The organism is Pseudomonas sp. CC120222-01a (assembly GCF_003097235.1).
Classification (GTDB): Bacteria; Pseudomonadota; Gammaproteobacteria; order Pseudomonadales; family Pseudomonadaceae; genus Aquipseudomonas.
Map to the genome: position 1 here is coordinate 20079 of NZ_QEQQ01000009.1, position 20258 is coordinate 40336.

The window sequence follows — 20258 nt, forward strand, 5'->3', positions numbered from 1 at the left end:
GTTTGATAACTCCTCCGCCCAGATGCTGGGTTGTATTTGCAGGGTTACTCATATCAAACACACCGGCTGCCTTTTGATTTTTGGTAAGTGCTCCTGCACCATGCTTAACTTCAAATACATGCAACTTACCTTGGGCATCGCGAGCAACAAAGTCAGCCCTCACCCTACTTCCGTTAACTTTCATTGTCACCTCTTCAGCGACAATTTTATACCCACTCCGTTCCAAATCATGCATCGCCTTGGTTCGACCTTTGTCACCACTAACGGCGCTCTTGCATAGTCCAAAAGGGTCAATCCAGATAACAGCATTTGGAGCATAAACGTATAAATTATAGCCGCCTTCTATGCCGATAGGATCTTGAGTAACAAAACGTCCAACTTCAGGATCATAATACCGGAAGGTATTGTAGTGCAGTCCTGTTTCAGTATCAAAGTACTGACCTTGGAAGCGCAGATTTTGCCCGACCTCATTTATAGGTAGCTGCTCTATCTCACCCCATGACCGATACGTCGCCTGCCAAACGATCCTGCCATTGCTATCCGTCAGCTCCAGAGGCGTACCAATCTGGTCAGTATGGAAGTAGTAGAGCTTCTGCTCTTCCCCTTCCACCTGATCGACCCGAGCCAACGGCGCATAGCTACTCGGCTCATACAAGTACAAAATGCTCTGCCCAGGCGTCTCCTCCCGCAGCATCCTCAAGCCTTGCCAGAGGAAGCGCTTCTGCTCAACTTCACCATTGATTTCAGCCTGCTTGGCCACCCGCCGCCCTAGGCTGTCGTACTGGTAGTGCCCCGTACTCTCCAGCTTGCCATTGACCACTGTCTCAGCCCGAACCAACCGGTTCTCGCAGTCATAGGCAAAGGTCTGCAGCTTGCTGTGCCCCGAGCGCTTCTCGATCAGGTTGCCCCACGGGTCGTAGCGATACTCCTGGTCACGCCACTGCTTGATCCGGTTATCCCTGACCTTGTCAAACTGCCGGGCATTGAAGTTCAGCCGGTTCGCCGCGGCGTCGTAGCGGAACTCTTCACTACCCACCAGCGAGCCGGTATCACGGCTGCGCAACTGACCGTTGGCTTCGTATTCGTACTTGATCTCGCCGCGCAGCTTGTCGAGTGTGCGTACCAGCTCACCGGCCGGGTCGTACTGGTAACGGCGGTGAATCGGGTTGTAAGCATGCTCTACCAGAAGCGAGGTGTTGATGCCGGTGTTATGCACCTGCGAGAGCTTGTCGGCGGGCAAGGTCGAAGCAAACTGCCAGGCCTTGCGTCCCATCGCATCGTAGCCAAAGCAACTGGTGAGCTTGCCTTGGGTGCGGTAGACCTCACGGTGCAGATCATCCCGCTCCATGTCGCTGATCACCTGGCCATCCAGGTTCAGCTGGTGCAGGTGCCCGCTGCCGTAATACAGGTGATTGACCTTGCGGCCATCCGGTAGCGTCAGCGTGGTCAGGTTGCTGAGCGGGTCGTACTCGTAGCCCAGCGTCCCATCAGGCGTGATTTCTTTTGTCAGCCGGCCCAGCAGGTCGTAGGCGTACTCCAGCTTTTCCTCGGCCACGCCCAGCTGCTTGCCGATACCACTCGGGTGGCGCTCGATGCTCAGCAACCGGTCACCGTCGTCGTAGGTGAACTGCTGCTGCGCATCGCGATTAAGCTTGGCGATCAAGCGCCCGATGGTGTCGCGCTCGAACAGCGTATGCCGCTCCGGCCGCTCGGCATTGTCGCCGTAGCCAATCTCATCCAGTCGAGTCAGGTGGCCACCGACGTTGTAGCTGAAGCGCCGGATCAGGTTATCCACCCGCACCTCTTCGCTCAGCCGATCCGAGGCGTCGTAGGCAAAGCTGTAGGTCGCGTTGTTCTCGTTGACCAGTGCCGTCAGGCGCACGGCCTTGTCGTACTCGTAGCGAACCCGCTGCCCCTTGGCATCTTCGCGGCTGCTCGGCAGGCCACGGGCGGTGCGCATCAGCCGGATGGTCTGGCCCTTGCCGTCGGTGTGGCTGAGCACCTGGCCGTAGACGTTGTAGGTGAAGCTTTCCTTGGTCCCGTCCGGATGGCTGATACGCACCACTTCACCGTCCGGCTGGTACTCCAGGCGGGTGGGCTACCACATACCGGCGCTCGTCGTATCGGTAGTAAATGCTCTTACCCACACAGCGTCAACGAAGCACCTTTAATTGCGTCGCTATACATTTTTACCAACCAAAATGACTAGAGATATAAAAGATTAGTGACCTTCATAATTTCTCCCAGCATAAGGATCAGCTCAGCTCAAAATAAAACTCAATGAAACTATTGAAGTCACTCCACTGCGGGGCAAATCGCCCCGCTTTGAAATCTTCCAATCTCACACCAAGGGAAATCTCAAGCACCTCTCCAGTTCTGGAATTATAGTAATAGCCGCTTTCACCCTCAAAGCTGTCCAAGGGTATGTAATCAAAGCTCAAACCTAGAGTGTCATGAGTGCGCTTCAGTGCAAGATCAAACTTGGTGTTTTTAGAGAACCAACCAAGCTGATAGAGTTCATGTCCTCTCGAGGAAAATGTGGGGCCATCTTCGGCATGCAAGAAAAACTCAGCACAGTCCGACCCTATATCAACCCCTAACTTAACTAGCTCAGCCTCGTAATCTGCGCTAGCATCATCATACCACCAGCCTTTTTGGCGACAAAAATTTATAACTTTATCCGATAGCATTTTGAGTCACCCACAAGTTAATTTACTTGAACGAATATTTTTTTCCGCCTGCGCTCTCGACATCCAATAACTTTCTCTGTCGCCATTAAAAATAGTGCGATCTACTGGATTATGTGGATGTTGCCCCGGCAGATGAGGATGAAGCGCGTTTGTCCTTCCATATGTCTGATGCGTATCTGCTGATAACTCAAAGAGCGAGCCAAGCGCATCCTGCTTAGAATGGTGCAAATTAAGCTGAGAGTAACTACCATTTTTCAAAACAAAAGGACTTTTACCCTCCGACGCTAAATCAAGATTTGTTTTGATACCTTCGCGAGTATTAACAGGCAAGTCCCAGTCAATTTTCTGCTGAAAAACGGTGTGCGTGCTACCAGACGGAGCGGTGAACGTTGAGCTCGTGAAGAAACCTGCCAAGCCATAAGGGTCTATCCAACTTATCGAGTTCGCAGCATAGCGATAAAGATTGAACCCTCCTGCCAATCCAATCGGATCCTGGGTAACAAATCGCCCGACTTCAGAATCATAGTATCGAAACGTATTGTAGTTTAGATCCGATTCGTCATCAAAGTATTGACCCTGAAATCGAAGATTCTGCTCGACTTCACTGATAGCTAGCTGCTCTAGAGAGCCCCACGAGCGATACGTCGCCTGCCAAACGATCTTGCCATCTGTGTCCGTCAGTTCCAGCGGCGTACCAATCTGGTCCGTATGGAAGTAGTAGAGTTTCTGCTCTTCGCCTTCTGCTTGGTCAACACGCGCCAGTGGTGCATAGCTACCCGGCTCGTACAGGTACACGGTGCACTGCCCTGGCGCCTCCTCCCGAAGCATCCTCAAGCCTTGCCAGAGGAAGCGCTTCTGCTCAACTTCACCATTGATTTCAGCCTGCTTGGCCACCCGCCGCCCAAGGCTGTCGTACTGGTAGTGTCCCGCACTCTCCAGCCTGCCATTGACCACGGTTTCAGCCCGAACCAACCGGTTCTCGCAGTCATAGGCAAAGGTCTGCAGCTTGCTGTGCCCCGAGAGCTTCTCGATCAGGTTGCCCCAAGGGTCGTACCGGTACTCTTGATCCCGCCACTGCTTGATCCGGTTGTCCCTCACCTTGTCAAACTGCCGCGCATTGAAGTTCAGGCGGTTCGCCGCCGCGTCATAGCGGAACTCTTCGCTGCCCACCAGCGAGCCGGTATCACGGCTGCGCAACTGGCCATTGGCTTCGTACTCGTACTTGATCTCGCCGCGCAGCTTGTCGAGCGTACGTACCAACTCGCCCGCCGGGTCGTACTGATAGCGGCGGTGAATCGGGTTGTAGGCATGCTCCACCAGCAGCGAGGTATTGATGCCGGTATTGTGCACCTGCGAAAGCTTGTCCGCGGGCAAGGTCGAGGCAAACTGCCAGGCCTTGCGCCCCATCGCGTCGTAGCCGAAGCAACTGGTGAGCTTGCCCTGGGTCCGGTACACCTCGCGGTGCAGATCATCCCGCTCCATGTCGCTGATCACCTGGCCGTCTAGGTTCAGCTGGTGCAGGTGCCCGCTGCCGTAATACAGGTGGTTAACCTTGCGCCCATCCGGCAGGGTCAACGTAGTCAGGTTGCTGAGTGGATCGTACTCGTAGCCCAGCGTCCCAGCGGGCGTGATTTCCTGCGTCAGCCGGCCCAGCAGGTCGTAAGCGTACTCCAGCTTTTCTTCGGTTACGCCCAGCTGCTTGCCAATACCACTCGGGTGGCGCTCAATGCTGAGCAAACGGTCACCGTCGTCGTAGGTGAACTGCTGCTGCGCGTCGCGATTGAGCTTGGCGATCAGGCGGCCAATGGTGTCACGCTCAAACAGCGTATGCCGCTCCGGGCGCTCGGCGTTTTCGCCGTAGCCAATCTCATCCAGCCGGGTGAGGTGACCACCAACGTTGTAGCTGAAGCGCCGGGTCAGGTTATCCACCCGTACCTCTTCGCTCAGCCGGTCCGAGGCGTCGTAGGCAAAGCTGTAGGTGGCGTTGTTCTCGTTGACCAGCGCGGTCAGGCGCACAGCCTTGTCGTACTCGTAACGCACCCGCTGGCCCTTGGCATCTTCGCGGCTGCTCGGCAGGCCACGGGCGGTGCGCATCAGGCGGATGGTCTGGCCTTTACCGTCGGTATGGCTGAGCACTTGGCCGTAGACGTTGTAGGTGAAGCTTTCCTTGGTCCCGTCCGGATGGGTGATGCGCAGCACTTCCCCGTCCGGTTTGCGCTCCAGGCTGGTGGTCTGGTTCAGCGCATCGGTCACCGCCACCAGGTGCTGACGCTCGTCATAGCGGTAGTAGGTGCTCTTGCCGGAGCAATCCTGATAACGCTCGACCTGGGCCAGGGTGTTCCACCACAGGTACTTGGACTTGTAGGTCGCATCGATGATGGTGTGCGGCAGGCCGTCATCGCTGTTGAGGTATTCGGTCATCTGGCCGAGGGCATCGAATTCGGCGAGCAGGTTGCCCTTGTCGTCGTAACGTGCGCGCCAGGTGCTGCCGTCCGGGTAGCTGACCTGGGTCACCAGCGTGGTCAGGTGGTGGTATTCGTACTGGATCTTGCGGCCCAGCGGGTCGGTTTCTTCGAGCAGGCGGGCATATTCGTCGTACTTGAAGGTCAGGCGGTTACCGTCCGGCAGGTCGAGGCCGACCATGTTGCCGTTCTCGTCCAGCGCGATGGAGTAGCGCTCACCACCGTAGTCACGGCTGGCGACCACGCGGTGGTCGGCGTTGTACTGCACTTCCAGTTCGCGGCCGAGCACGTCGGTGGCCCAGCTGGTGCGGGCGTCGAGGTCATAGCGGAAATGGTAGTGCTCGCCATCGCTGGTCCAGTGCTCGACCACGCGTGGTTTGCCGCCCTGGGTTTCCCAGCGGTAGTGGCAGCCCAGGCCCAGGGCGTTGCTGTGGGTGACCATCAGGCCTTCGGCGTAGCTGAAGCTGCGCACGGTGTCGCCGTTGCGGTTGATCACCGTGGTCAGCTGGCCGAGTTCGTCGTAGCGGTACTGGGTCAGCGTTTCGACGGCCTGGTTGTCGACCACGCGCTTGATGTCGGTCAGCCGGCCCAGCGGATTGTCGTAGTGCAGGTGCACGCGGGTGCCGCCGGTGGCACTGATGTCGGTCAGGGTGCCGTCGGGGGTGCGGGTGAAATGCAGGAAATGGCCGAGGGCATTTTCGATGCGTTGCAGCGGCACTTCGGTGTTGCTGTCGGGCACTTCACCGAAATAGAAGAACAGGTTGTCGAGGGTCTGCAGGATGTAGTGACCGCCCTCGGTGCACACCAAGTACACCTGTTCGTGCGGGTTGTAGAGACGCTCGCCCGGCTGCAGGGTCACGAACGGGACTTCGCGGCCCTGATTGTCAGTCAGGTAGATGAACGAGCCCTGGCGGCGCAGGCTCTGTTCCCAGGGCAGCACCCAGCCACGGCCGAGTACGCTGTCGACGGTGAGGTCGCTGGCGTAGAAGCGTGACCACTCGATCGGCATCAGGCCGGGCAGGCTGAAGTCGATTTCATCGGGGATCAGCTTGCGGCCAGTGGTGAGGTCAACCGGGTTGCCGACCAAGCCACCGATGGCTTTGCGTGCCACGGGCTCGATCACGTAGCGGCTGGCCACCTCGCCGGCGACGAAGCCTGCGGTGAACTTCAGGGCGCAGGGCATGATGGCTTTCATGCCGGCCTGGGTCCCGGCCTTGATCAACTGGGCGATACCGCCGGCGGCACCGGCGATGGCCATCAGCACATCCACGGTAGTGCGCAGCCATTCTGGAATCTCGTCATCGACCGGCAGGTAACGGTAAGTGCCGCCGCCAATGTAGACATCCCCGGAACCACCGGAAATGGTCGCGCCGCAGGTCAGTTTGTCGCCCTTGCGTGCCGCAGCGACGCTGTTGATGAAGACGTTGGTCGAGCCTTCGGCGATCTGCACCGGCCCGGGGTGCTTGTCGCAGGCGCCGATGCTTTTCTCGACCCGGGCGGCCTTACGGCTGTTGATGAAGACGTTGGGTGAGGCAGTGGTTATCGTCCCTGAGGGGGACGAGAACATACTGCCTATCGCCTCTCCGGCGGCGGTCAGCAAGCTGCCTCCGATACCGGCTGCGAGGCCGGCCAGCAAGGCCACGCCGAACCCGCAGGTGAAGGTGGCGATGGCCACCGTGGCCACCAGCGCAATCCCCAGGGCGGCCCCGATCAGGAAGCCCCCCAGCGCGCTGGTGTGTGAAATATCGTCGCCGAACCTGGCTGCTTCGAACATGAGAGTTACTCCTGTTCGCCAGAAACGGGATAGCCTGCGACCGGGTCGCGTCGATCCATGTACATCAGCATCTCCCTGAAATGCACGGTGAATGTCTCAATCCAATTGCCGTGTAATCATCCGTGAAAGGCACTGAGTAAATAGGCTTGAGCGTTGTTGTGTCAACCGAGTGCAGGCCTTTTGCGGCGCGGGCTTCAGGGGAGTAAACATGACATCAAAAAGCCACACACCAGGGAAATCATTGCCTCCCAAACGAGAGGCTAGCGCTTCTGTTCTATGGCGCTTTTCGTAACGTTAGAAATGTCTGTAGGAAGAATCGCTACCACTGAACCTTTTTTTGCCCAGACAACGCCTGTGGGCCCAGCCATTGCATACCCCGCAATACTGCAGTCAGTTCGGCGTCCGGCTGCAAATCGAGCAAAATTGTCGCTCGGTGCGCCAGCAGGTCGGCCTCCAACTTCAACTCATGTTGCCCCTGCTGCACCAATTGCCCGCGCAAGCGCCAACCTGCACGGCAATCCATCTCTACCCAACCTTGCCCCAACCCCAGCGACCACGGTTCGCTCAAGGCCAGGTCGGTCACGCTCACCCGCCCTTCACTGCTTCGACACTGGCGCCCCCAACCCTGCATGCGCAGCGTTCCTTGCCATTGCCCGGCCAGGCGGTAGTCCGCCAGAACCGTCGCCTGAGGGGCCAAAGCCGAAGCTTCCAGCCGCCAGCGCCAAGGCCAGCCTTCAGCGCGCAATTGCCAGGCCTGGCCCTGAAAGCCGAGCTCAGCGTTGGCCTGTATGCGCCATGGCTGCACCACCCAGCGCACCGGCCCGACCGGCCCCAGTTGCTGTGCCTGGCCTTGCCACACGCTGCCGCTGACATCACGTGCCGGCAGGCCAACACCGCGCGCCACCCAGGCAGCCGGCAACTCGACCAGCAGGGTCAGCGTGAACACCAACCCGCACCACAGCAGCCCGCGACGGCTCATGGCTGCACCACCAACTCAAAACGCAGCCCCTTGGCATCCTGCTCAAGCCCCCATTGCAATGGCTGCGCCCCTTCCGCACGCAGGCTCTGCAACCAGCCCTGCAACACGCGCTCATCCGCTACCCGCCCCCGCAACTGCCAGCTTTTACCTTGCACCTCGACATCAGCCAGTTCGATTTGCCGCGACTGGGCTGACTGGCGCAGGCGCTCCAGGCTCACGCCCGGGCCATCCCGCAAGCTTGCGGCCTGCACTGCCAGCTCACGCCACTGGCTGAGCTCACGCCATTGCGCCAAGCCTTCGCGCATGGCCAGGAACGCCAGCAGCAAGCCAATCAGCCCCCATGCAAACCACAGCCGGTGACGCTGCATCCAGTCCCGATTCATGAGGCCGCTCCCAGGTCGAACACCACCTGCCCGTCCTGTACCTGCACGGCAGCGCCGACCGCACTGGCCATCTCGGCCCATGGCGGCGCGGCGCCATCGCCGTCCAGGCGCAGGTGCCAGCGCTGGCCATCGAAACGCACGGCTTGCAGCCGCCAGGCTGGGTGCTCGCGCAGCCAGGCTTGCAGACGTACTTGCAGGCCTTCGAGTTGACGTTCACGCAATTGCTGTTGCAGTTCGCTTTCCCGCAGGCGCTTCAAGGCCTGTGCCGCGTGCCGGGGGCTGGCCTGTTCGCCGGTGACCGCCACCACCTGCCCACGCCAGGTCTGCACCTGGCGCCATTGCTGGGTCAGCCACAGGCCGCCCCATGCGCTGGCCAACACCAGGCACGCCACAAGCAGGCGCCGCTGTTGCCGTGACACACCAGGCAGCGAGCGCACCTGACGGGGGCGTTCGAGCAGGCTGGGCAGGTTGTCGAGCGGTGCCAACGCACCTGGCCAAGCGCCGGCTACAACCCTCTGGGACAGTCCCGACCAAGGTTGCCGGGGCAGCTCGCCCAACGCCGTGGGCCAGGCCAACCAATGCTCAAGTCCGGCCTCGACCTGCCCTTTGCACAACCAGATGTCCGGCGTGCGCTGCCACTGCCAGGCCGTGCCCGGCTCGGGTGTCGGCAACAGCTGGAACTCGGCCCAGCAGCAGTCCACCTGCAACCCCCATTCGGCACATTGCTCGCGCCACGGCACCAGCAACTGCCGCTCCACCGCCATCAGGCGCAATTGCCCCGCCTGACGCGACAGGCAGGCACACAGGATCGCGTCCGTTGCCTGCAGCAAGCGGTCTTCCAGCAACAGCGGCCACTCATCGCGCTTCAAGCCAGGCGGCGCCGCCAGTTGAAACTGGCTGCAGCATTCCCCGGGGACGATAAGCGCCACCCGTGCCTGCAAGTTCGCCGGTGGCTCGCCCTGCCCTTGGCGATGGCTGCCATCCGCCTCGACCAGCAGCCAGTCCCAGACCTCTCCCGGGCGCAGCAACAACCACGGTCGGGTCGGCGCTTGCCTGCGCCATTCAAACTTCATGAGCGCCCCCAGGGCAGAACAAAGGTGCAGACATACGGTGCTCCATCACGCTGCAATTCCAGGCGCACGCCACGACCGGGGTGCGCGGGTTGGTCGGAGGGCCAGGGCAGCCAGCGGTCACCCTGGTGGTAAAGCACATTGATCGCGCTGACCCGCGGCAGTTGCTCGCGCAATACCCAGCGCGGCTCGCTGGCAGCGTACAGCTCGGCCGAGCTTTCCAGCAGCAGGCGTTGCTCACGCGCATCGAAGCGCAGGCGTTGACGTTGCAGGCGCGAACCGCCCTCGGCCTCGGGCAAGGCGGCGGCGGCCACCCACAGCAACTGCTGGCGGTCGGCCTGCCAGTCGAGCCAGCGGCTGGCCAAAGGCAGGCGTTGTTCGTACAGACGGCGCAGCACCGGGCTGTCGAAGCGCCGCTCCAGGGCCAGGCAGAACTCCAGCACGCTGGTTTCCTGGGTGTTCACCTGCAGCCGCTCGCGCACCTTGAGCCAGCCATTGACCAACGCCGACAGCATGACCCCGAGCAGCGCGGTCAGGGCCATGGCGACCATCAGTTCGATCAAGGTCAAACCTGCCTGGCGCCGCTTCATGGCTGCTCCAGAAAAACGCTGTATTGCCCGAGTGGCAGGCGCTGGTCGCGGTCGGCATACAACTGCAATTCGCCACGGCGCAGCTCGCGCACACCGGTGCGGCGCAGTTGCATGTGCCAATGGCAGGCCTGGCCGCCCTGGCTGAGCACACCCTCCACCTGGTTGCTGGCCGGCCAATATTGCTCGACGGTGAAGCGCGCCTGCAGCTCGCGAGCGCACAGCACGCCCAAACGATGCTGCTGCACGTTGTCCTGCACCGCCAGGCGCTGGCGCAGCACCTGGCTGGTGATGACCGCCAGCACGGCGGCTATCGCCAGGGCCACGGTCACTTCCAGCAAGGTGAACCCGCGCTGCCTGCGCTTCATGGCGCCATCGCCACGCGCAACTGGCCGTCGCGGCCCCACTCCCAACGCTGGCTGCCGTCGACCCAGCGCCAGCTCACCGAGCCCGGTTGCGCCCAGCCCTGCGGGGTAAACAGCACACGTGGCTGGGCGCTGGCCGGCCAGTCCGGGCGCAGGCCCTTTGGCCAGTCAGCCGGGGCTCCGGCCTCGACCACCCAGCCATCGCCTTCACGGCGCACGAACTCAGGCCGCTGGCCAGTCCAGCGTAATCCGCGCAGCTGCCCGGCGTGCCGGGCCAGCGCGGCCTGGGTGCGGGTTTCCGTGGCCAGGCGCTGCAGCGCCTGATCGACGCTGGACTTGCCGCTGTCGAGCCAGGCCACCGCCATGCCGGTCATGAGCCCGGCGATGGCCAGTACCACGAGCAATTCGAGCAGGCTGAAGCCGCGCTGGCCACGCATGGTCTAGAGCGTCCAGTTGCCCAGGTCGGCATCCTGGCCTTCACCACCGGGCACGCCATCGGCACCCAGTGAGTACACATCGACCCGCCCATGCTCACCAGGCATGCGGTACTGGTACGGGGTGCCCCATGGGTCTTCCGGCAGGCGGCGCACATAGCCGTCACTGCGCCAGCTGCGTGGCAGCGGCTCCTGGGTCGGCTTTTTCACCAATGCAGCCAGGCCCTGCTCGTTGCTGGGGAAGCGCAGGTTGTCCAGGCGGTACATGTCCAGTGCCTGTTCAAGCGTGGCCAGGTCGGCCATGACCTTCTGCTTCATGGCCTTGTCCTGATTACCCAGCACGCTGGGCGCGACCACGGCGATCAGCAGGCCGATGATGAAGATCACCACCATGATTTCCATCAGGGTGAAGCCGCGCTGGCGGTTGCGTCGATGCTGCATGGAAGTGCTCCTTGTTTTCACAGTTGCAGGCCCTGGTTGAGTTGCATGATCGGTAACAGCACCGCCAGCACGATGAACAGCACCACGGCGCCCATCACCAGGATCATCAGGGGTTCGAAAAGCGCCATGGCGGTGTCCACCTGGCGGGCGAAGCCTCGCTCCTGGTCGTCGGCCACGCGTTCGAGCATGTCGGCCAAGGTGCCGCTGGCCTCGCCACTACCGACCATGTTCACCAGCAACGGCGGAAACTGCTGGCTGGCATCCAGGGCGCGGTGCAGGCTGGTGCCGCCCTGCACTTGCTGGCGCACCTGCGCCATGGCCAGGCGGATGCGCCGGTTGCCGACAGTCTCGGTGGCTACCTGCAGGGCTTCGAGCAGGGCCACGCCACTGCTGCAGAGGATTGCCAGGCTGCGCGCCAGGCGGGCGCTTTCCAGTACCTGCAGCAGCACGCCGATACGCGGCAGGCGCAACAGCAGTTCATCACGGCGCAGGCACCAGTTCGGCTTGCGCAGCAGCCAGCTGCCCAGCAGGCCGGCGACAAGCGCCAAACCCAGCAGCCAGGGGCCGGCCTGCACCAGGCCTTGGCTCAGGCCGATCAGCAGCGAGGTGATCAGCGGCAGGCTCTGCCCGGCGTGGGCGAATTGTTCGGTGAGCTTGGGCACGACGAAGGTCATCAGGCCGACCACCACTGCCAGCGACACGCCCATCAGTACGCAGGGGTAGATCAGCGCGGTGCGCGCCTTATGCTGCTGGCGCTGCACCTGTTCGAGGTGATCGGCCAGGCGGGTCAGTACCTGGGCCAGGCGTCCGGAGCGCTCGCCCGCCTCGACCAGCGCGCAGTACAAACCGGTGAATGGCGCCCCTTGCCGAGCCAGGCTGCGGGCCAGCCCGAGGCCTTCGGCGAGCGAGCCGCGCAGTGCCACCAGCACGCTGTGCAGAGCCGGTTCGCGCAGTTGCCGTTCCAGCGTGGCCAGCGCATCGACCAGGGGGATACCCGCGCCAGTCAGGGTCGCCAACTGGCGGGTCAGCTCGCACAGCTGCGCACGGCTCAGGCGCTGGCGCCGCGGTTGGCGGCTACCGGCTTCATGGCGCTGCAGCTGGCGCGGGAACAAGCCCTGCTCGCGCAGCAACTGGCGCGCATGGCGTTCGCTGTCGGCCTGCAGGCTGGCCTTGTGGGTCTTGCCGGCGAGATCGACGGCCTGATAACGGAAAGTCGGCATCGGTCAGCCCTGTACCACGCGCAGCACTTCGGCGAGGCTGGTTTCGCCGCGGGCCAGGCAGTCGCTGGCCATCGCCACCAGGCTTTGCCTGCGCTCGGCCAGGTAGCCCTGCATGGCCAGTTCGCTGGCGCCGTCGTACAGCAGGCCGACCAGGCCAGCGTCCAGTTCAATGAACTCGTAAAGCCCCAGGCGGCCGACATAGCCACTGCCCTGGCAATGCTCACAACCGATCGCGTGATAACTACTGTGCAGCGCCGCCAGCTCGGGCCACAGGGCGCGTTCGGCCGGTTGCAGTGGCTGCGCGACAGCGCACTGGCACAAGCGCCTGACCAGGCGCTGGGCCAGCACGCCGCGCAGGCACGAGGCGATCAGGAACGGCTCGATGCCCATGTCGCGCAGGCGCGTGACAGCACCCACCGCGCTGTTGGTGTGCAGCGTCGACAGCACCAGGTGGCCGGTGAGGCTGGCTTGCACGGCGATCTGCGCGGTTTCCTGGTCGCGGATTTCACCGAGCATGATCACGTCCGGGTCCTGGCGCAGAATGGCGCGCAGGCCACTGGCGAAGGTCAGCCCGGCACGCGGGTTGATCGCCGTCTGGCCGATGCCGGCGATTGCGTATTCGACCGGGTCCTCGACGGTGAGGATGTTGCGGCTGCCGTCGTTGAGGCTATTGAGGCTGGCGTACAGCGTGGTGGTCTTGCCCGAACCGGTCGGGCCGGTGGACAGGACGATACCGTTGGGCCGCGCCAGGCAGCTGCGCAGGCCCTGCAGCACGGCGGCGGGCATGCCCAGGTTGGCCAGCGCCAGCAGGCTGGCCTGTTTGTCGAGCACCCGCATCACCACGCGCTCGCCATGAATGCCAGGCAATGTCGACACCCGCACGTCCACTTCCCTGCCCGCTGCGCGCAAGGTGATGCGGCCATCCTGGGGCTGGCGCTTCTCGGCGATGTCCAGCCGGGCCATGACCTTGATCCGCGACACCAGCATCGCCGACAGCGCCCGCGGCGGGCGCAGTACCTCGCGCAGGTGGCCATCAACGCGCAGGCGCACCACCAGGCTCTGCTCGAAGGTTTCGATATGGATATCCGACGCACGCAGGCGCAGCGCCTGGCCGAACAGGCCGTTGATCAGGCGGATCACCGGGGCTTCGTCGTCGCTTTCGAGCAGGTCCTCGATGCGCGGCATTTCGCTCATCAGGCTGTCCAGGTCGACCTGATCGCCAATGCCTTCGATCAGCGCTTCGGTCGCGCCGGCACCCGCCTCATAGAGCTGGCCAAGGCGCTCATCGAACGCCGCAGGTTCCAGGTACTCCAGCGCCATGGGCCGGCCATGTACGCGCAGCAGTTCCTGCAACTGGGCGCTGTCGGCGTCGCGACGCAGCCACAGGCGCCAGCCTTCTTCGGACGGGGCCATGGCCAGCCCGGCCTGGCGTGCCAGGCGATAGGGCAGCATCACCAGTTACCGCCTTCGAGGCGTGCGCGGCTGGCGGGGAACACCTGCAGCAACGGGGTGCCTTCGGCCAGGTCGGGCAACTGCAGCGGCGTGGTCTGCTGCAGGGTGCGGTATTTGCCTTCGCTGAGGCGCGCCAAGCTCGGCCCGTCGCGCAGGATGCGTGGGCGAATGAACACCATCAGGTTCTGCTTGGTGTTCTTGCTGGCGTCGGAACGGAACAGTCGGCCCAGGTAGGGAATGTCACCGAGCAACGGCACGCGCTGATCGCTGGTGCTGAGCTCGTCGCTGATCAGGCCGCCGAGGATGACCAGACCATTGTCCTCGACCATGACCTTGGTCTTGATCTCGCGCTTGTTGGTGATCACGTCACTGGCGGCGCGGGAGTCGGCAATCGACGAAACCTCCTGGACGATGTCCAGCCGTACGCTGTTGTCGACGTTGATCTGCGGCTTGATACGCAGCTTCACGCCGACTTCCTTGCGCTCGATGGTCTGGTAGGGGTTGGCGTTGTTCTGGGTCACCGAGCCGGTCACGAATGGCACCTCCTGGCCAACCAGGATCGACGCCTCGGCGTTGTCCAGGGTCAGCAGGGTTGGCGTCGACAGCAGGTTGAAGCCGCTCTTGCCCTTGAGGGCGTTGATCAGCATGGCGAAGTTGAAACCACCGCCAATATGGCCAAAGCCAGCGGTGGCGCCGGTGGTGGACGACAGCAGGTCGCCCAGTGCTTCGTTGTCGCCACTGGCGGCGGCACCGGCGATGTTGGCGATGTTCACTCCGTTGCTACCGAAGTTGACGATGCCGGCGCCGAACTTCTCGTCGGCGAACAACCACTGCACGCCGAGTTCCTGGGCCTGGATATCGGACACCTCGGCGATGATCGCCTCGACCACCACCTGGGCACGGCGGATATCCAGCTGTTCGACGATCGAGCGGTAGGCCGCCAGTTCACTGTCGGGGCCGACCATGACCACGGCGTTGGTGCCCTCTTCGTATTCCAGGCGAATGCCCGAGTCGCTGGCGGCCGCCATCACTGGCCGCTCCTTGCCCTCGCCTTCGCCATCTGCTGCACCGGGCACCGCGCCTTCCTGGCTGAGGCCGCGCAGCACCTTGACCACTTCGGCGGCATTGGCGTGGCGCAGGTACATGACCTGGGTGTTGCTGTTGTGCTGGTTGTCGCTGGGGCGGTCGAGCTGGCCGAGCAGCGCCCTCACGCGGTCGGTGCTGCCACGTACCAGCAAGGCATTGCTGCGCGGGTCGGCGACCACCTGGGTGCTGGCGGCGCCTTGCTCGCGGGCCAGCAGGCGAGTGAGCAGCTGCGCGGTGTCGGCAGCGCTGGCATGGCGCAGCGGCATGACCTGCAGCGGCTCGTCGCTGACCTGGTCGAGCTGGCGCAGCAGGCTGTCGATACGTTCGAGGTTGCTGCGCCAGTCGGTGACTACCAGCAGGTTGGCTGCCGGATACGGCGTGATCACCCCGACGCGGGGGTCGATCAGCGGCTTGAGGATGCCGAGCATCTGCTCGCTGGCGGCATTGCGCACATTGAACACCCGGGTGGCCACGCCATCGCTGCCTTCGCTCTGTTTGCCCGCGGACTCGACCGGCACCGGTTCCAGACGCGCAGCCTGGTCGGGGACGATCTTGACGCTGCCGTTGGGCAGGTCGACGGCGGCATAGCCCTGGGCACGCAGCTGGGCGAGAAAGATGTCGTAGATGGCATCGGCATCGTGGCGGTCGACGGTGCGCACGGTGACCTTGCCCTTGACCCGTGGGTCGACGATGAAGGTGGTGCCGGTGATGCGCGACACGCTGTCGATGAACTCGCCCAGTTCGGTGTCGACGAAGTTCACCTCATACACCGGCGTGCCGTTGTCATCGAAGGTTTCCGGCTCTTCTGCCCAGGCGAGTGTCAGGCCCAGGCTCAAGGCTGCGGCCACGCAGTATCTGGCGAACATCATTCATCCTTGCCGCTTGAAGCCGGTCACGGCAGGGCGTGGCGGCCAGGGCAGGCGTTCGCGCCGCCCCTGGTTGTCGAAAATCAGGCCATCGGCGTCGATGTCCTGCAATACGATGCCCGGCGCCAGGCGTTGACCACGGCCGAGGGTGCGGACCTGCTGGCCGTAACGCAGCACCACCACGCTGGCCGACAACGGCTGGGCCTTGAGGCCGCCGAGGTACTGCAACGGCAGGCGGGTGATGGCGATCGCGCCGTCATCGGCCGCTGGCTGCCAGTGACCGACCAGCAGGCCAGGTAGCGCAGTGGCGGCGACCTGCGCCGGGCTGGACGGTTGCGGCTGGCGCCCCAGTTGCAACACGCACTGGGCAGCCAGCCAGCCGGCCAGGGTCAGCAGGCCGCCGGTCATCAGGCGTGAAGCCAGGCTCACGAAACGGCCTGCCGCGGGTGCCAGCCTGGGTGGCCCTGCACATAGCGCACCTCGGGCAGTTGCAATGACGCCAGCTGCCAATCGGCCTTCTGCCGCGCCAGCCAGGCCTCGACCTGCTGCCATAGCGGTTCACCCGCCTGGGTTTCGAACTGCAGGCCAAAGGTACGACACAGGCCCTGCACCGCTTCGATACCGCTGACGCGCTTGCCTTGCGGGCTGTAGCTGACACGCCAGGCCTGGCCCTGCCAGCGCGGCAGGTCCTGGCTGTTGTCGAGCAGCAGTGGGTCGCCGAACAGTTGCTCGGCCGCGTTCTCCAGCACTTGTTCGACTTGCCGGGCCGGGGCCTCGACCACCGGTGCCGGGTAGCCACCGGTCAGGCTGATCAGGTGCTCGCGGGTAATCGCTTCGCCTGCCGCCAAGGGGTAGTCGTAGCGCAGGCCTGGCAGCAACACCGGCATGCTGCTGTCGTCGGCCAAGGCTTGGTGCAGCAGGCGATCCCAGCTGCCGCCGCGGGTGTCGCGGCGCCACAGGGCCTGCGGCGCACGCGCCAGTGGCTGGTCAAGCCACGCCGCGTGGCCGGCACGTTGCTGGTGCAGTTCACCCTGCAACTGGCTGGCGCGCATCTGCGCAGCAGGCGACAGATAGCGCTCAAAGGCCGGGAAGAACTGCCCGTCGAACTGCCATTGCCCGGCGACCTGCTGGCAACGCAGGCGGAATGCGCCACTGCCGCGGCAGCCGGCAAACAGCACCGGCACCCGTCGGCCACTGGCCTGGGTGGCTTGCACCGGTGCCGGCCACAGGTCCTGGCCGCGGGCACAGAGCAGTACGTCGACTTCAGTCAACCGCTCGGCCAGCCACAGGCCCGGCCCGGTGCCGACATCGGCCATCGCCACGACCAGGTCGGCCTCGCGCCGCGCCTGCTCGAAAGTCGGCAGCAACGATTGGTACCACTGTTTAAGGGAGGCTTTCTGGTCCTGGGCGTAGGGGTCGGTGACACCCACCACGGCGATGCGCGCACCGCCGCGCTCGAAGAGATGCAGCGGCTCAAGGTTCAGCGACTTGCGTTGAGCGTCCGCAAGCCCGGCGCCGAGGGTGATGGCGGAAGACTGGCGATAGAGCGCCGCACTGCGCTGGGGCCAGAGCACACGCTCATCGCTGCTGACCCGCACTTCGCTGCCCAGCAGCTGGCTGCCCTGCACGCCGCTTTCACCCTGGGTGAGGTAGGCCAGGCCGCTACCGTTCCAGCCCTGGCCGTTCTCCAGGGTAAGGCTGTTGCCCGCCCCGGCTTCGCTACGCAGTTGCTCCAGCAGCGCACCCAGCACGGCGTAGCCGCCCAGTTTTGCACCCGCCGGCTGGTTGGCATCGAGCAACGGTGCCAGTTGCGGGTAAGCCAGGCTGGCACTGGCACCGGTCATCCACGGTGCACGGCCCAGGTGGCTGACCGGGCCCAGGCGCGTGGCCGGCACCACCGGCAGGCCGGGCTGGCGCGCATCCAGCGTGTCGGCGACGTATAGAAGATCCACACGGGCGCTGCCGCCTCGTTGGCCTGGCAATGCAGAGCAGGCGCCGAGCAGCGGTGCCAGCGCACCGACACCCATCCAGCTGATCAATTCGCGCCTGTTCACACTGCTTGCCATCGGGCCCGCCATCCTTATCCGAGTTCTCGTTGGGCCCCGGATGTTGCGGCGTAGGCATGACAGTTTAATGTCAGAAATCCGACAATCATTCCAAATCGATCTGTCTGGATTTGTAATAAGAACTTACAGTTTTAAAAACCCGTTAACATTTCTGCCAATGAATCATCACAGTAGCGCCCTAAAGTCGCGGTTTCCTCTAACTCAGCCACTATAAGGACACCCTGATGAGTCGAGATACCGGTGATAACCTGGACCGCAACCAGAGCGGCAACCTGCCAATGGCCAGCGTCATGGACGCTTACCTGAGCCGTCGCAGCGTGATGCGCGGCAGCCTGGGCGCGGCCATCGCCATGATTGCCGGTACCGGCCTGACCGGCTGTTTCGACAGCAGTGGTAGTTCCGATGACGATCCGGTCACCCAGCCGCCCGTGACCGAGCCACCGGTGACCGAGCCTGAAGAGCCGAAACTGGCCCTGGGCTTCCAGTCCATCCCTGGCTCGCGTACCGATGCCTGTGTCGTCGCCGCCGGTTACAGCGCTTATGTGCTGGCGCCTTGGGGCACGCCGCTGAACAGCAACGGCAACCCGTGGAAATCGGACGGCAGCAACACTTCGACCGACCAGGCCAATGCCATGGGCATGCACCACGACGGCATGCACTTCTTCCCGATCAACGGCAGCTCCGAAGACGGCCTCCTGGCGATCAACTTCGAATACATCGACACCGCGGCCCTGCACCCCAATGGCCCGACTACCGATGCCAGTGGCAAGCGCCCGGCCGAAGAGGTGCGCAAGGAGATCAACGCCCACGGCGCTGGCGTGGTGCGCCTGCAGAAGGTCAACGGCCGCTGGCAGGTGGTCGACAACGACCCGCTCAACCGCCGCTTCACCACCGCTTCGCGCATGGAACTGACCGGGCCGCTGCGTGGCACCGACCACGTCAAAACCAAGTATTCGGCCGATGGCACCCACTGCCGCGGCACCAACAACAACTGCGGCAATGGCTACACCCCTTGGGGCACCTACCTGACCTGCGAAGAGAACTGGCCGGGTATCTTCGTCAACAAGGGCACCCGCCCGGAAGACCAGCGCCGCATCGGCGTCGGCACCTCCAGTGGCCAGTACAAGTGGGAAAGTGCTGCCGGTGACAGCAGCGAAGTAGCCGATGAGTTCGCCCGCTTCGACGTCACCGTCAAAGGTGCCAGCGCCACCGACGACTACCGCAACGAAGCCAGCACCTATGGCTACATCGTCGAGATCGACCCGTACAACAGCAGCACCCTGGCTACCAAGCGCACGGCCCTGGGCCGCTTCCGCCACGAAGGCTGCTGCCCGGGCCTGCCGGTGGTCGGCAAGCCGCTGGTCTGGTACATGGGTGACGACTCGAACAACGAGTACCTGTACAAGTGGGTCTCCACGGCCGTGTGGGATGCTGCCGACGCCAACCCGGCGGACCGCCTGGCCACCGGAGCCAAGTACCTGGACCAGGGCAAGCTGTATGTCGCCCGCTTCAATGCCGACGGTACTGGCGTGTGGCTGCTGCTCGACGTGAACACCGCCACCTCCGCCGGCAGCACCCTCGGGGCGCTGTACGGTGACCTCGCGGGCATCATCCTCAACACCCGGGGTGCCGGCGATGCCGTGGGCGCCACGCCGATGGACCGCCCGGAGTGGACGGCCGTCAACCCGCTCAACGGCGACGCCTACCTGACCTTGACCAACAACAGCGCGCGTACCCCGGAAAAGGTCGATGCCGCCAACCCACGTGGCCCGAACCGTCACGGCCACATCATCCGCTGGCACGACAGCGACGACCAGCTGAGCTTCACCTGGGACATCTTCGTGTTCGGCGCCAACGCGGCCGGTACTGCCGACATCAACCGCTCGGGCCTGACCGAACTCAACCAGTTCGCCAGCCCTGACGGCATGAGCTTCGATAGCCGTGGCGTGCTGTGGTTCGAGACCGACAACGGCGAAACCACACTCACCGACTACACCAACGACCAGCTGCTGGCGGTGATCCCCACTGACCTGGTGGATGCCAGTGGCAAGCAGGTGCCGATCAATGCCCAGAACCAGACGGCCCTGCGCCGCTTCTTCGTCGGGCCGAACGGTTGCGAGGTGACGGGCATCAGCTTCACGCCGGACAACAAGACGTTGTTCATCAATATCCAGCACCCGGATAACTGGCCTTATACCGACAAGGCGACCGATGCGACTCCGGCCGGGGCCAAGGTAAGGCCACGGGCTACGACGGTGGTAATTCAGCGGGATGATGGTGGGGAGATCGGTACCGCCTGATAGTTCCGTGCATGGGGCCGCTTTGCGGCCCTTTCGCGACACAAGGCCGCTCCCACAGGTACAGCGCCAATTTCGAATCAGGC

Annotated in this window: 15 protein-coding genes and 1 pseudogene; 1 reads left to right on the plus strand and 15 read right to left on the minus strand. The window is 63.4% G+C overall.

What is annotated here, in order from left to right:
• Positions 1-274 precede the first annotated feature (274 nt).
• The 15 genes and pseudogenes from N430_RS13420 to N430_RS13490 form a co-directional block, all read right to left on the minus strand.
• A pseudogene (locus tag N430_RS13420) lies at positions 275-2150 on the minus strand (RHS repeat-associated core domain-containing protein); the annotation flags it as partial.
• A 105-nt stretch (positions 2151-2255) separates the two neighbouring features.
• Positions 2256-2690 (minus strand): hypothetical protein, encoded by a 435-nt coding sequence (locus N430_RS13425; protein ID WP_110637302.1) that lies wholly within the window; start codon positions 2688-2690, stop codon positions 2256-2258.
• Positions 2691-2696: 6 nt separating this feature from the next.
• On the minus strand, positions 2697-6926 hold the full coding sequence (locus N430_RS13430) for an RHS repeat-associated core domain-containing protein (RefSeq protein ID WP_110637304.1): 4230 nt from the start codon (positions 6924-6926) through the stop codon (positions 2697-2699).
• Positions 6927-7245: 319 nt separating this feature from the next.
• Entirely contained in the window at positions 7246-7905 is a 660-nt protein-coding gene (locus tag N430_RS13435; protein ID WP_110637306.1) for a type II secretion system protein GspN, read from the minus strand.
• On the minus strand, positions 7902-8288 hold the full coding sequence (gene gspM, locus N430_RS13440; protein WP_110637307.1) for a type II secretion system protein GspM: 387 nt from the start codon (positions 8286-8288) through the stop codon (positions 7902-7904). The genes N430_RS13435 and gspM overlap by 4 nt, the downstream gene beginning before the upstream one ends.
• Entirely contained in the window at positions 8285-9361 is a 1077-nt protein-coding gene (locus N430_RS13445; protein ID WP_110637309.1) for a type II secretion system protein GspL, read from the minus strand. The genes gspM and N430_RS13445 overlap by 4 nt, the downstream gene beginning before the upstream one ends.
• Positions 9358-9948 (minus strand): type II secretion system protein J, encoded by a 591-nt coding sequence (locus tag N430_RS13450; RefSeq protein ID WP_110637311.1) that lies wholly within the window; start codon positions 9946-9948, stop codon positions 9358-9360. Before N430_RS13450 ends, N430_RS13445 begins: the two co-directional genes overlap by 4 nt.
• Positions 9945-10313 carry a type II secretion system protein GspI gene (locus N430_RS13455; RefSeq protein ID WP_110637313.1) on the minus strand — a complete coding sequence of 123 codons (369 nt, stop codon included), beginning with the start codon at positions 10311-10313 and terminating at the stop codon, positions 9945-9947. The genes N430_RS13450 and N430_RS13455 overlap by 4 nt, the downstream gene beginning before the upstream one ends.
• Entirely contained in the window at positions 10310-10747 is a 438-nt protein-coding gene (gene gspH, locus N430_RS13460) for a type II secretion system minor pseudopilin GspH (protein ID WP_110637315.1), read from the minus strand. Before gspH ends, N430_RS13455 begins: the two co-directional genes overlap by 4 nt.
• A gap of 3 nt (positions 10748-10750) precedes the next feature.
• Positions 10751-11185: a type II secretion system major pseudopilin GspG gene (gene gspG / locus N430_RS13465; RefSeq protein ID WP_110637317.1), complete on the minus strand. Its 435-nt coding sequence runs from the start codon at positions 11183-11185 to the stop codon at positions 10751-10753.
• A 17-nt stretch (positions 11186-11202) separates the two neighbouring features.
• A complete protein-coding gene (gene gspF, locus N430_RS13470; protein WP_110637319.1) occupies positions 11203-12405 on the minus strand; it encodes a type II secretion system inner membrane protein GspF in 1203 nt (400 codons plus the stop codon).
• A 3-nt stretch (positions 12406-12408) separates the two neighbouring features.
• A complete protein-coding gene (locus tag N430_RS13475) occupies positions 12409-13857 on the minus strand; it encodes a GspE/PulE family protein (RefSeq protein WP_110637321.1) in 1449 nt (482 codons plus the stop codon).
• Positions 13857-15791: a type II secretion system secretin GspD gene (gspD, locus tag N430_RS13480; protein ID WP_371922777.1), complete on the minus strand. Its 1935-nt coding sequence runs from the start codon at positions 15789-15791 to the stop codon at positions 13857-13859. The genes N430_RS13475 and gspD overlap by 1 nt, the downstream gene beginning before the upstream one ends.
• Positions 15792-15812: 21 nt before the next feature.
• Positions 15813-16238, minus strand: coding sequence for a pilus assembly protein PilZ (locus N430_RS13485; RefSeq protein ID WP_110637325.1), 426 nt, complete (start codon positions 16236-16238; stop codon positions 15813-15815).
• Complete coding sequence (locus N430_RS13490; protein ID WP_110637327.1) at positions 16235-17875, minus strand: lipoprotein UxpA; 1641 nt, start codon at positions 17873-17875, stop codon at positions 16235-16237. Before N430_RS13490 ends, N430_RS13485 begins: the two co-directional genes overlap by 4 nt.
• A 224-nt stretch (positions 17876-18099) precedes the next feature.
• Between N430_RS13490 and N430_RS13495 the strand changes: the two genes are divergently transcribed.
• On the plus strand, positions 18100-20175 hold the full coding sequence (locus N430_RS13495) for a PhoX family phosphatase (RefSeq protein ID WP_110637330.1): 2076 nt from the start codon (positions 18100-18102) through the stop codon (positions 20173-20175).
• Positions 20176-20258: the final 83 nt, after the last annotated feature.